Origin of the sequence: Roseofilum halophilum BLCC-M91 (assembly GCF_030068445.1) — a bacterium.
GTDB classification, from domain to species: domain Bacteria; phylum Cyanobacteriota; class Cyanobacteriia; order Cyanobacteriales; family Desertifilaceae; genus Roseofilum; species Roseofilum halophilum.
The window spans coordinates 17,330-31,003 of sequence record NZ_JAQPOK010000071.1 but is presented as its reverse complement, the minus strand read 5'-3'; the positions used below and the strand labels follow the sequence as shown (position 1 = coordinate 31,003).

General features: G+C 48.0%; 11 protein-coding genes. 4 read left to right on the top strand and 7 right to left on the bottom strand.

Annotated elements, in window-relative coordinates; all coding sequences use genetic code 11:
* Positions 1-60: 60 nt before the first annotated feature.
* From PJF56_RS08805 to PJF56_RS08795, 3 genes are read right to left on the bottom strand one after another with little or no spacing between them, the layout of a single operon-like run.
* The gene (locus PJF56_RS08805; RefSeq protein WP_283762289.1) at positions 61-1,275 is read right to left on the bottom strand and encodes an acetate kinase; all 1,215 of its coding nucleotides are present in this window, start codon (positions 1,273-1,275) and stop codon (positions 61-63) included.
* Entirely contained in the window at positions 1,272-3,398 is a 2,127-nt protein-coding gene (gene pta / locus PJF56_RS08800; protein WP_283762288.1) for a phosphate acetyltransferase, read from the bottom strand. Before pta ends, PJF56_RS08805 begins: the two co-directional genes overlap by 4 nt.
* Before the next feature lie 19 nt (positions 3,399-3,417).
* Complete coding sequence (locus tag PJF56_RS08795) at positions 3,418-3,600, bottom strand: hypothetical protein (RefSeq protein ID WP_283762287.1); 183 nt, start codon at positions 3,598-3,600, stop codon at positions 3,418-3,420.
* Between the two features lie 287 nt (positions 3,601-3,887).
* On the opposite strand from PJF56_RS08795, the gene PJF56_RS08790 reads away from it, so the two are divergent.
* From PJF56_RS08790 to PJF56_RS08775, 4 genes are all read left to right on the top strand, one after another.
* Positions 3,888-6,296: a phosphoketolase family protein gene (locus tag PJF56_RS08790; RefSeq protein WP_283762286.1), complete on the top strand. Its 2,409-nt coding sequence runs from the start codon at positions 3,888-3,890 to the stop codon at positions 6,294-6,296.
* A gap of 251 nt (positions 6,297-6,547) precedes the next feature.
* The gene (locus PJF56_RS08785; protein WP_283762285.1) at positions 6,548-7,309 is read left to right on the top strand and encodes a class I SAM-dependent methyltransferase; all 762 of its coding nucleotides are present in this window, start codon (positions 6,548-6,550) and stop codon (positions 7,307-7,309) included.
* 87 nt (positions 7,310-7,396) lie between these two features.
* A complete protein-coding gene (locus PJF56_RS08780; protein WP_283762284.1) occupies positions 7,397-7,954 on the top strand; it encodes a Uma2 family endonuclease in 558 nt (185 codons plus the stop codon).
* Between the two features lie 74 nt (positions 7,955-8,028).
* Complete coding sequence (locus tag PJF56_RS08775; RefSeq protein ID WP_283762283.1) at positions 8,029-9,831, top strand: AAA family ATPase; 1,803 nt, start codon at positions 8,029-8,031, stop codon at positions 9,829-9,831.
* A gap of 221 nt (positions 9,832-10,052) precedes the next feature.
* Here the strand turns inward: PJF56_RS08775 and PJF56_RS08770 are convergent, their stop codons facing one another.
* From PJF56_RS08770 to PJF56_RS08755, 4 genes are all read right to left on the bottom strand, one after another.
* Positions 10,053-10,781 (bottom strand): P-loop NTPase family protein, encoded by a 729-nt coding sequence (locus PJF56_RS08770; RefSeq protein WP_283762282.1) that lies wholly within the window; start codon positions 10,779-10,781, stop codon positions 10,053-10,055.
* A 93-nt stretch (positions 10,782-10,874) separates the two neighbouring features.
* The gene (locus PJF56_RS08765) at positions 10,875-12,680 is read right to left on the bottom strand and encodes an ABC transporter ATP-binding protein (RefSeq protein ID WP_283762281.1); all 1,806 of its coding nucleotides are present in this window, start codon (positions 12,678-12,680) and stop codon (positions 10,875-10,877) included.
* A gap of 129 nt (positions 12,681-12,809) precedes the next feature.
* Entirely contained in the window at positions 12,810-13,004 is a 195-nt protein-coding gene (locus PJF56_RS08760) for an NfeD family protein (protein WP_488199624.1), read from the bottom strand.
* Positions 13,005-13,447: 443 nt separating this feature from the next.
* Positions 13,448-13,654 carry a hypothetical protein gene (locus PJF56_RS08755; protein ID WP_283762280.1) on the bottom strand — a complete coding sequence of 69 codons (207 nt, stop codon included), beginning with the start codon at positions 13,652-13,654 and terminating at the stop codon, positions 13,448-13,450.
* Between the last annotated feature and the right edge of the window lie 20 nt (positions 13,655-13,674).

Sequence of the window (13,674 nt, the reverse complement as noted above, 5' to 3'; positions counted from 1 at the left end):
GGGGGCGGGTTTACAAACATCTGGGTGGGAAAACAAGAGGGTTGCTAAACCCGCCCCTACTTACAAATGTAAACATTGCCAGGTTTGAGAGGCGATCGCCCAATCTTCTTCCGTATGAATCACATAAACGCGCACGGCAGACTCTGGGGTGGCGATATCGGTATCCATAACAGAAGCGGCGTTTTTCTCCAGGTCTAATGTTAAGCCTAAAAACTCGAACCCTTCACAGGCTCTTTGACGCACCGCCACTGAATTTTCGCCCACTCCAGCAGTAAACACCAGCGCATCCAAGCCGCCTAAACTGGCTAACATTTCACCTATGGCACTGCGCAGACGATGGATATAGAGATCGAAGGCCAATTTGGCCCGCTCATTCTTGTCATTTATCCCTTGCAGAATCGTCCGCAGATCCGCAGACAGTCCGGAAACCCCCTTAAAGCCTGATTCCTTATTCAGCATTCGGTCGATACTATTAACATCAAAGCCGCGATCGCGCATCAAATAGAAGATAATTGCCGGATCGATGGAACCGCTCCGGGTTCCCATCATTAAGCCCTCTAGAGGCGTAAATCCCATGGTGGTATTGATACTAATGCCATCTTTAACGGCAGCCAAGGAACAGCCATTGCCCAAATGACAAGTAATCATCTTCAGGGACTCTAAAGGTTTTCCCATTAACTCCGCCGTGCGTAGGGCGCAATAGCGGTGACTGGTTCCATGGAATCCATAGCGCCGCACGCCCTGCTCAAAGTATTCATAGGGAATGGGGTATACCGCCGCTTCTCGGGGCATCTGGCTGTGAAAAGCAGTGTCAAATACCGCCACCTGGGGCAGGTCGGGTAAGACCTTCTCCACGGCTTCTATGCCCTGCAAATTGGCCCGATTGTGGGACGGTGCAAGGGGGATTAATTTCTCGATGGTGGCCTTGACTTCTGGGGTAATGGGAGTGGCTTCGGAATATTGGGTTCCCCCATGCACCACCCGATGACCGACAGCATTAATCTCCGAGAGGCTCTCTAGAACTTGGGTTTCGCCACTGACTAGGGTTTGCAGAAGTTGACCGATCGCCCCTTCCTTAGCATCGCTGGCTAAGTTGGTTTCCTGCTTAATGCCATTGGCTTTGACTTTCATCACCCCGTAGTCGGTGGCTACTGTCCAGTCGATGGTGGCTTCCCAGAGGGGATGGGGGGGATGGGCTGGGAGAGCATCGCCGGTAATCTCGTATAAACAGCTTTTTTGGGAACTCGAACCCGCGTTTAAGACCAGGATTTTCATTGGCTTGGGTTTGGGTGATTCAGGGGACAAATGGTTTGGGTTTGGATGGCGGTAATGGTGACTGTATTGATGATATCGGTAACCGTGCATCCGCGACTGAGGTCATTAACGGGTTTCCGCAAGCCTTGCAAAATGGGGCCAATGGCGATCGCGCCCGTTTCCCGTTGTACGGCTTTATAGGTGTTGTTCCCCGTATTTAAATCCGGGAACACTAACACACTCGCTTGTCCGGCAACTTCAGAATTGGGCATTTTTTGAGCGCCCACCTCTGGATCGACGGCTGCATCATATTGGATCGGCCCTTCAATTTTCAAGTCTGGTCGTTTTTCTTGGGCTAAATGGGTGGCTTTTCTCACTTTTTCCACCTCTTCCCCTTTGCCCGATTCCCCGGAAGAATAGGAGAGGAGGGCAACTCTGGGTTCAATGCCAAATCGTTTGGCAGTGTCGGCAGAAGATAGGGCGATTTCTGCTAATTGTTCGGCGGTGGGATTGGGATTGACGGCGCAATCGCCATAAACTAATACCCGGTCTTCTAAACACATGAGAAAGACTGAGGAAACAATCGAACAGTCCGGTTGGGTTTTAATAATTTGCAGGGCGGGGCGGATGGTATGTTGGGTGGTGTGGACGGCTCCAGAAACCATACCATCGGCATCTCCACTGTAGACCATGAGTGTGCCAAAGTAGGACACATCCATGATTAAGTCTTTGGCCATGTCGAAGCTGAGGTTTTTATGCTTGCGGCATTCATAGAGGGTTTCGGCGTAGCGATCGAAATTGGTACTAATGGCGGGGTTAATAATTTGGACTTGGCTTAAATCTAGGCGGATATTATGTTTTTTCAGGGTTTGTTCAATGCTCGATAGGCTACCGAGAAGGGTGATATTGACTAATCCTTGGGATAAGAGGACGGCGGTGGCATTTAAGATGCGGGGATCGTTCCCTTCGGGAAGCACAATATGGCGTTTTTGGGCTTTGGCCTGTTGTACCAAGTTGTAGGTAAACATTTTTGGGGTCATGCCCTTGGTTTGTACCCCTTGGATGCGCTCTTCGAGTTCTTGTAGGTTGACGTAGCGATCGAAGGTTTCAATACCGAGATTAATCTTTTTGCGATCGCCGCAGGTGAGGGGAACATGCAAGTCATGAATGGCGGAGGCCGTGGTATAAGTATCGGTTTCTACCGAAAGAATGGGCGGTGCATCGGGTAAACCATCGAGCAGTTTGGCGATCGCTCGGTGGGGTTTGATGCCACAGGAGAGGACTAAACCGGCTAAATTGGGATAATTCACCGATTGATCGGCTTGGACAACCCCCAGGATCACATCCGCGCGATCGCCCGGAGTCACGGCTAAATTCCCTTCTTTGAACCGCTCGATGGCATGTTGTACTTGCATGGCAGCCACCACGTAGTTGGTAGCCAGGTTATTCAGCCGTTTGTGTCCATATAAGACTTGGGCATCGAGTTGTTCCACTACATCCCGCATTCGGGGACTACTGAGCCGGTGATCGTAGGGAATCACAGAAACCAAGCTCTCTGGCAGATCCAATTCTTTGACTAAACTGGCTTTGAGGGTATCCACTTGATCCAGTTGGGCTAAATTCAGAATCACCCCAACCACATCGCATTCCTTTTCCCGATACACATCTAGGGGCAGTTGTACGGAATTGATTGCTTCTTCTGAGGTGCGATCGCTCGCTTTCCCCACAATTAACACCGGACAGCCCAAATTTTTGACAATTTCTACATTCAGATCGAATTCAAATGCCGCTTCTTGTCCCTTAAAATCCGACCCTTCACAGACCACAAAATCCACTTTTTTCTCTAATTCTTTGTAGCGATCGATAATCCGATCCAGCAGATCATCTAAATGGTGATGGCTGAGAAGTTCAGTCGCTTCATGCAGATATAAACCAAAAGAATCCTCTGGGGATTGTTTCAGATTAAAATGGGTGAGAATCAGTTGAATATCATCATCGATCGCCCCGGATTCAGGTTTGCGGATGATCGGGCGGAAAAATCCAATATTACTGGTCTTCCGGGATAAGCATTCAATTACCCCTAATGAAACCAGAGCTTTTCCACTGGCAACTTCTGTGGTGCTAATATATAAAGAATTGGCCATGATTTTTAAACCTTAACCATTAATAAACATTGAGAATGAGTTGGGGGCAATTTCCAGGAATTGACGAGCAAAAGCTTCTTCGAGCTATCCCCCAAACCTCTAACTCAGCCAGTTGTCCCCAAAGGGCTGTTGTATCGATCTCTTTTTTCCTCTGATATCCATAGGCACTTCTTCCCCCTGAATTAGCCTTCATGTTTTCCATTGCTGATGAACTATCCAATTTCACTCATTATCCACGTTCAGAATTGAACCAGTCATTGGTCATACCTCTGTTTAACTCTAGCAAACTCTTCAAGAATTTAATATTAATATGACATTAAATTCCTTTTAAGATTTTCATCCGGGCGATCAATCAAAAGAAAAGCTTAAGAAATCTTCCCTGGGCTGTTTTGACAATCCCACCCTTGGGCGAGTTTAATAGGCCAGGAGTGGGAGAGAATCTCCTCTGACTCAACTCAATCTCTTTGTCCTTTTATATAGGGAGCATATATGGTAACCGTACCTGAAAAACTCAATATCAACGAAACGCCCCTATCCCCCGATGAACTCGACAAAATCCATGGCTACTGGCGAGCCTGTAACTATCTAGCTGTGGGTATGATTTATCTCAGGGAGAACCCCTTACTCAAAGAATCTCTGAGAGCCGAACATATCAAATACCGTCTCCTCGGTCACTGGGGAGCCTCTCCAGCCCTGAGTTTCAGCTATATTCACCTCAACCGACTGATTAACAAATACGATCTTAACGCCATTTACCTAGCCGGCCCCGGCCATGGCGCTCCCGGAGTCCTGGGCCCCGTCTACCTAGAAGGAACCTACTCCGAAGTCTATCCCGACAAAAGCGAAGACGAAGAAGGGATGCAAAAATTCTTCAAGCAATTTTCCTTCCCCGGTCACATCGGTAGCCACTGCACCCCAGAAACCCCCGGTTCCATCCATGAAGGAGGAGAACTCGGTTATAGTCTTGCCCACGCCTACGGAACCGTCTACGATAACCCCGACCTGATCTCTGCTGTGGTAGTTGGGGACGGAGAAGCAGAAACCGGCCCCCTTGCCACCGCTTGGCATTCCAACAAATTCCTAAACCCCGTCCGGGATGGGGCTGTACTGCCCATTCTCAACCTGAACGGATATAAAATTGCCAACCCCACAGTCCTCTCTCGGATCACCTCGGAGGAACTCGAAAGCCTATTTATCGGCTATGGTTACACCCCCTACGTGGTGGAAGGGGACGACCCAGCGCTCATGCACCAAAAGATGGCGGGCACGATGGAAGCGTGTATCAACCAAATTCGCGCCATCCAAGAAGAAGCTCGTCGCACGGGAGAAGCTAAACGCCCGCGCTGGCCGATGATTATTCTGCGGACTCCCAAGGGTTGGACGGGGCCAAAAATTGTGGATGGTCACAAAGTGGAAGGCTTTTGGCGAGCGCACCAAGTGCCCATGGGGGGAATGCACAGCAACCCGGAGCATGTGCGCTTGTTGGAAGAGTGGATGAAGGAATATAAACCGGAGGAACTGTTTGACGAAAAGGGTACACTGATCCCAGAATTAAAAGCCCTGGCTCCAAAAGGCGATCGCCGCATGAGCGCCAACCCTAACGCCAACGGGGGTATCCTTCGCAAAGACCTGAAAATGCCCGACTTCCGCAACTTTGCCGTGGAAATTCCCAAACCCGGCACTGTGGAAGTAGAAAACACCAAATATTTAGGTTACCTCCTGCGGGAAGTCATGCGGGAAAACCCCACGAGTTTCCGTCTCTTTGGCCCCGATGAAACCGCCTCTAACCGGCTCCATCCCGTCTATGAAGTGAGCAAAAAAACCTGGATGGCCGAATTTTTGGAAGAAGACCTAGACGGTAGCCAACTCTCCCCGGATGGTCGGGTTATGGAAATCCTCAGCGAACATACCCTGCAAGGCTGGCTCGAAGGTTATCTTTTAACCGGTCGCCATGGACTCTTCCACACCTACGAAGCCTTTGCCCATGTGGTAGACTCCATGTTTAACCAACATGCCAAATGGTTAGATATCTGTAAAAACGAAGTCCCCTGGCGGGCCCCCGTATCTTCCTTAAATATCCTCCTCTCCTCCCTAGTGTGGCGACAAGACCACAATGGGTTTAGCCACCAAGACCCCGGCTTTGTAGACCTGGTAACGAACAAGAGTCCGGATGTGGTTCGCGTCTACTTCCCGCCTGATGCTAACTGCCTACTCTCGGTGGGTGACCACTGTTTACGCAGCACGGACTATGTGAACGTGATCATCTCTGATAAGCAGATGCACCTGCAATATCTGAACATGGATGAGGCGGTCAAACATTGCACCAAGGGCATCGGCATTTGGGAATGGGCTAGTAATGATGATTGCGGTAAAGACCTGGATATGCCGGATGTAATTATGGCTTGCTGTGGCGATATTCCCACTATGGAATCCTTAGCTGCTACGGCTATTTTGCGCGACGAATTCCCGTATTTGAAAGTACGGTTTATTAATGTGGTTGATTTGTTTAAGCTGATGTCGGAAGGAGAGCATCCCCATGGTTTAAGCGATCGCGATTTTAACAGCCTCTTCACGGTCGATAAACCCATCATGTTCAACTTCCATGGCTATCCCTGGTTAATTCATAAACTCGTTTATCGCCGCGCCAACCAAGACCGGATTCACGTTCGCGGCTACAAGGAAAAAGGCAACATCAATACCCCCCTAGAATTAGCCATTAACAACCAAGTGGATCGGTTTAATTTGGTGATTGATGTGATTGACCGCGTGCCCAAACTCGGCTCTGCGGCAGCCTATGTCAAAGAACGGATGAAAAACGCCATTATCGAACATCTCCAATATGCCCGCGAGCAAGGCATCGATAAGGATGAGATCGTTAACTGGAAATGGCCCTATTAATCCTCTAACCCAGTAGGGGCAGGTTTATCCTAATTTAGGGGAATAATAATCAATTGCCAAAACCTGCCCCCACCGCGATTATATTCTCCTCCATGATGACCCATTACCTAGCCTAAAGCGCTATAGTGCTGTGACAACCCTAAAATGGTGGGTTACGGCGGATTGATAGATTGCTTTCAGAGTCTAGGTTTTAGCCGCCTAACCCACCCTACGCTAATGCACATTTTTAGCTGTGTCACGGCAATAGGTTTATGACTCAAACTTGGAATAGCGAACTGTACGAGAGTAAACATCACTATGTTTCCCAACTGGCAACGGACTTAGTAACCCGACTTGCGCCAAAACCGGGAGAATCGATCCTCGATCTCGGGTGTGGAACTGGTCATTTAACCGCTAAAATTGCCGAGTCTGGAGCCACGGTTATCGGCTGCGATCGTTCCGAGTCGATGATTGCCCAAGCTCAGGAGAATTATCCCCAGATTCAGTTTAAGCTAAAAAATGGGGAAAAGTTATCAGAAACTGATGCTTTTGATGCTATTTTTTCCAATGCAGCGCTCCATTGGATGACCGATGCACAAGCCGTCGTTCAAGGCATAGCAAATGCCCTTAAACCCGGTGGACGTTTGGTTGCTGAATTGGGCGGCAAAGGCAATGTGAAAACGATCGTCACCACCGTTGAAGAAACCCTGGCGACTAGAGGGTATGATGTCCCCAAAACAGTTTGGTATTTTCCTAGTATTGCCGAATATGCCACCTTGCTAGAAAATAATGGCTTAGAGGTGAGATTTGCCCAACTGTGCGATCGCCCAACTGCATTAGAAGGGGAAGAGGGTTTACGCAATTGGATTAAAATGTTTGCCTCGCACTTACTGTCCCCCGTTCCCCTGGATGAACGAGACTCAATCTTAAACCAGATTGAAACGACTTTGCGTCCCCATCTTTATCACGACTCTACCTGGTTTGCCGACTATCGCCGCCTGCGAGTAAAATCAATAAAAATGAGACGGCATTAACCCCTATTCATAATTGATGATGAACGATCTATCTTCATTTTCTCCGTTAACTTGCTACAATAGAAGGCCGATTCATACTCATCTCCAATGACTCAAACCCTGACTCGATCTCTAACCTTAGCAGAATTTCTAGAGCATCCAGAAAGCAAACCCGCTCTAGAATATATTAATGGAACTATTGTGGAAAAGCCCATGCCCCAAGGTGAACATAGTCGCTTACAATACAAACTCTGTGTGGCGATCAATACAGTTGCCGAGACTGCTAAAATTGCTTGTGCCTTCCCCGAACTGCGCTGTACCTTTGGGGGGCGTTCCCTGGTTCCGGATATTGCCGTTTTTCGTTGGGACAGAATCCCCCGAACGGATACTGGAAAAATTGCCAATCGTTTTGAACTTCATCCCGATTGGGTAATTGAAATTTTATCGCCGGATCAAAGTCACTCTCAAGTTTTAGATAAACTCTTGCATTGTTCCCAAGCGGGCACAGCTTTGGGATGGTTAATTAATCCCGCAGAAGAAAGTATTTGGGTGATTCGAGAACATCAACGGATTGATTTATTTACAACTGATGCACAACTCCCGATTTTAGAGGGTATTGAGCTACAGTTGAGTGTCTCGGAAATTCTGGGTTGGTTAATGCTCTAAAATTTTTTGCCTAGTCCATGGCACGATAGAATGCCAGATGCCTAACTCAAGAATTGCACCCAATCTCCATTACTATGAATGATTTATTTAAAGGATTTGAAGATTTATTAGAACTGGCTAAACGGATAGAAGAAAAAGCGGAAAAAGGGGAAGTGAAAACTGATATTCAATTTCGATCCTTGAGCAATATTCCCCAGGGGGGAAGTATTCCTAAAGGTCGCCCTAGTCAAGCATCCCCAGAGGTGATTGTTACGCCGCCACCATCGGCAGGTGAGGGGGACTCAACGCCTTCCAATTCTGGCAACTTATCCTTAAACCAAATTGGTGGTTTAGAAGAGGTGAAACAGGAATTGCGGGAACTGGTGGAACTGCCCCTTAAACGTCCTGAATTACTGGCGCAATTGGGGCTAGAACCGACGCGAGGCGTGTTGTTAGTGGGGCCCCCTGGTACGGGAAAAACCCTTACTGCTCGCTGTCTGGCTGCTGAATTAGGGGTGAATTATATCGCCATTACGGGGCCGGAAATTATGGGTAAATATTATGGGGAATCGGAGGGGAGATTAAGGGAGTTATTTGAGAAGGCGGCGCGTCGTTCACCTTGCCTGATTTTTATTGATGAAATTGATAGTTTAGCGCCCGATCGCTCTCAAGTGGAAGGAGAAGTGGAAAAGCGGGTAGTTGGTCAATTATTGGGGTTGATGGATGGCTTTGCTGTCAGTGATTCTGTGGTTATTTTAGCGGCAACCAATCTGCCGAACCGCCTCGATCCGGCCTTGCGACGGCCGGGAAGATTCGATCGCGAAATTGTGTTTCGAGTGCCCCGAACCGAGGAACGGGTAAAGATTCTGGAGATTCTCAGCCAAGGGATGCCCTTAGAGTCTACTGTGGATTTGGAGGCGATCGCCGCCCGCGCTGTCGGATTTGTCGGTGCAGACTTAAAGGCCCTGTGTCAAAAAGCGGCTCATCAGGCTCTGCGTCGCCAAGTGCCCACCCTAAATACCCAACCCACTGCCCCCTTAACCATCAATGGGGATGATTTTGACCAAGCCTTAAGCGCCATTAAACCGGCGGTTTTGCGATCGGTGGAAGTGGAATCTCCCCAAGTGGCTTGGGAGGAGATTGGCGGCTTAGAAGAAATTAAACGCCTGTTGCAAGAGTCTGTCGAGGGGCAACTCCTCTATCCCGAATTGTATCAAAAAACGCAAGCTAAAGCGCCCAAAGGCATCTTACTGATGGGAGAACCGGGAACGGGTAAAACCCTGTTAGCCAAGGCGATCGCTTCCCAAGCGCAAGCCAACTTTATCGCCATTTCCGGGCCAGAGCTGCTCAGTCGTTGGGTGGGAGCCTCAGAACAAGCGGTGCGCGAACTCTTTGCTAAAGCTAGACAAGCCTCTCCTTGTGTTATTTTCATTGATGAAATCGATACCTTAGCGCCCGCTAGAGGCCAGTATAGTGGCGATTCGGGAGTCGGCGATCGCGTGGTGGGTCAACTGCTGACGGAAATTGACGGCTTATCAGCAACCAAAAACCTGATCTTGATTGCCGCGACCAATCGTCCAGAGGCGATCGATCCCGCGCTCCTGCGTTCCGGCCGTCTCGATCTGCAACTGAAAATCGACCTCCCCGACACCCCCAGTCGCCTCGCTATCCTCCAAGTCCACAACCAAGACCGGCCCCTGTCCGGTGTTGACCTCTCCCACTATTCCCAACTCACCCTGGGATGGAGCGGCGCAGATCTGGCCCTTCTCAGTAACCAAGCCGCCTTACAAGCCGTTCGCCGTTTCCGTACCCTCAACCAACCCCTGAGCGAACTGTATATTACCAGCAACGACTTCCAGCAAGCCTACACCGAACTCAAAAGTCTTAGGGGATTATAGCGCTTTACGCTCCCTTGATATAGCGCTTTGCTCTGAAGTTATCCTCACCGATCGCGGTTTACCTGTAGCTCGTATTATTCCTTATAAAAATGTAGGGAGCAAGATAACAATGTAGGGAGCAAGATGCTCCCACTCCAGTAATATCAATCGATTGAGAGAGTGCGCGCATCTTGCCCGCTAGTTTAACCCATTTTCATGTCCGCTTGCGGAAAACACCCTGCTTACAAAGACTGACGACGACGCAGTTGGGGAGACTGGGGATATTTTAAGGGAGGTTGTGCAGTGGAGGATTTAGACTCTAGATTCAGGGGAATCGACAGGGGACGATGAGCTGATGCATCCATGGATAAAGGAGATTGCATCCGCTTCAAACTCTCCAACAGAGCATCCCGCACCACCGGTTCTTGTTCGCGACTGAGCATCAACCTGAGTGCATCAAAAATCATCCCCGATTCCTTTTGTCCATAGCGAGTATAGAGCAAGCGATTCACCCGACGCACCGCTAACAAGCGCAGCAGGGGTTCTGGGTGCGTCAAGTCCATCAATACTCGATCGAGTTCCAATTCTTGCTGTTGATACTGAGAAAACAGCGATCGCCCCACGAGCAGGCCTAAAATTGCCAAAATCCCCAATCCTTCTAGAATCTGGCTTGCTGCTATCCAACCATTTTCCGCCTCTATCCAGACCGAAATCGCCATATAAGTAGCCAACGTTACACCACTACCCCCCGTAACAGCCAAGGCCAACTGACGATTAGGCCCCGTCACCCAGCGTCGCAGGTGGGCCCATTGCCGTTGCCAGTCCCAGGATTGCATCCGATAGAGAACCACCATCATCGTAATCCCTAAACTAGTTGCCAACACCAGCCGCCAGTTCCAGGCCATCAATACAGCAATCAGGGTAAGGAAAAACAACCAACTTCCTGACCCCTGAAATGGGGATTTCCTCATCAGGTTAACCTTTGTCTTCCATAGTTGCTCGTAATTGCATCTGTCTATCTTAACCTGAGTTCGCAGAACATTCAGACACAATTCAGGCAGAATTTAGCTCAAATCTTCATAACTTAAGGATTGTAGCCCAAACATCTGGGCGTAAATCCCATCCAAGTCCATCAGTTGCTCATGGCTTCCCATTTCTTGGATTGAGCCATTTTCCAAGACAATGATGCGATCGGCCATGCGTACTGTAGAAAATCGGTGACTCACCAAAAATGTAATTTTACCGGCTGCCAGTTTTCGGAAGCGCTGAAAGAGGTCATATTCGGCGATCGCATCTAAAGCAGCCGTCGGTTCATCCAAAATCAGAATCTGTGCTGGAGTCATAAACGCCCGTGCTAACCCCACCTTTTGCCATTGTCCCCCAGACAACTCCCGCCCCCCTGGAAAGATTTTTCCTAACAGGGTTTCATAGCCATTTTCCAACCCTTGAATTACGCTATCAGCCCCAGCATCCACCCCCGCCTTACGAATGCGCTCCTGATTATTATATTCTTCAATATTGCCAAAACCAATATTATCACTCACACTCAAATGATACCGGGCAAAATCTTGAAAAATTACGCCAATATTCTGCCGTAATTCATTGAGATCCAATTGAGTAATCGGAATATTATCAATCAAAATTTCTCCATCCGTAACATCATAAAACCGAGTCAATAACTTGAGTAACGTCGTTTTTCCCGCTCCATTGCGACCCACTAAAGCAATACTTTCCCCTGGAGCAATGGATAAATTAATATTCTTTAACGTAGGTTGGCTCGCTCCTGAGTAGGTAAAGCTAACATTTTTGAACCTTAAGCCATGGCGCAGAAGACAGGGAAATGGTTTCGGATTCGGTAGATTGATGACATAGGGTTTCAGGGCTAAGAAATCAAAAAACTGGCTCACATATAGATTGACTTCATATAATTTCGCAATTTCTTCGAGTAATCCTTGGATCGCCGTTTGCGATTGCCGAAATGCACCAGAGTACATGGTTAAAGACCCAATGGTGATTTCACCGCTCAGGGTAGCCGCAATAATCCAAACATAGGTAAAATAAAATCCCAGTTTCGAGATTAGATTAGAACTGATCAGGGCGAAGACTTGCTGACGGGATAGATCTTCAGCTTCAACGTTGAATTGCCAGCGAATTTCTCGCCATTTCTTTAACAAGTGATCGCTCAAATTAAACAGACGAATTTCTTTGACAAAATCTTGATGGGTTAAAACTCGCTGTAAATAATCGGCAAAGCGTCCACTTTGGGTTTGCTTACGCAGTACCTTAAACCGCCGACCTGAAAATTGCACACTAATCATGAACGCGGGCAGGGCACTGAGCAGTAAAATGATTGTGGCGAGGGGACTAAAACTGATAATCAGGCCCAAGAGGGTTAATAATTTCAGGGTTTGGCCCAGGAACGTGGTGAAATAAGTCAGGGCCCGCACCGGATAGGTGCTACCGCTTTGTTGGGCCCGGCTCAAGAGATCGTAAAATTCGGGCAGTTCGTAATGGGCTAAATCTAGGTAAACCGCTTGTTTGAGCAGGATCTGACTGGCGTAGAGGTTGAAGCGATCGCCTAAAATTTGAGCCGTATAACTCGATAATGATTTCAGACTATCACTTAACAGATGCAGGCCAAAGACTGTAAACACCAAGATAAAGATAGGAGACCATTCAGAGCTAGGCTGTCCGATCGCATTCAGGATGCGATCGATAATCAGCTTACCAATATAAAGTTGTATCGCTGGTAATACGGAAGCACTCAGGGTAGTCAGCAAAGACATTAACAGCCACCGGGGACTCGCAGACCACACTAAACGCAACAGTCGAGGAGTATTACTGAGGACGGAAAAAAAGCGTAAAGACACTGGCACAAGGAGGGATGTTGTTGCGTGTTAGCGCTCTGAACATTTTAACGTTAAAGCGCAACAACGAACCGAGTTTTCTAATATTGGGGATCTATTCGGCTGGTTAACGAAGAATTGAAGCGGTGCAAATCAAGATTCTATTTTGAAGGCTTGAACCAAAAGGGTGATATTATCATTGCCAATCACTTCCACAATTTCATCGGGTTCTAGGGTACTATTATCGCAACATTTCGCGGGCCACCAAGTGCCCCTAAAATATACGTGCCCCTTTCGGTTAGGGTAAATAGTTTGAGAAACCACTCTTTCACCTTGAAACCATTCCATCGAGCAACTGGAGTTAGATTTAGATTTTTTCCTGTTTCGGAACCACATATTTAAAACCTCTTGAGGCGATCGCTGAATTAAAAGGAGTGCGAGCATCTTGCTCGCTGTTGTGCCTACGAAACGCTCGCACTACGTTTACCGATACTATTTCTATGCTCTAGCGAGCGAAACGCTCGCACTACGTTTACCGATACTATTTCTATACTCTAGCGAGCGAAACGCTCGCACTACGTTTACCGATACTATTTCTATACTCTAGCGAGCGAGACGCTCGCACTACGTTTACCGATACTATTTCTATACTCTAGCGAGCGAGACGCTCGCACTACGTTTAAAGTTGGTAGTTTCTTTCAACCACAATAACTGGAGTAGAAGGCGGATCGGGTTGTCGGAATTGATGAAATTGAAAACCTAGGGTGATAAGCTGAAAAATCACGCTGGTACTAAAAAATTGAAGAAACTACCGTCAGACAGCATCTCAGCAAGATTTGCTCTGCTTTTGGACTGAAAAATGATTTAGAGTGCGATCGCACTTCACAACGCCATAATTTAGTTGCCTTATTCGCAAAGTGTAAATCGCTATCGGGTTCCGTATTCCGGTTGGGATAAATACAGTATCCTTGTAAGCCAGTAGGGTGGGCAATGCCCACCCTACCACTACTAGTTCCAG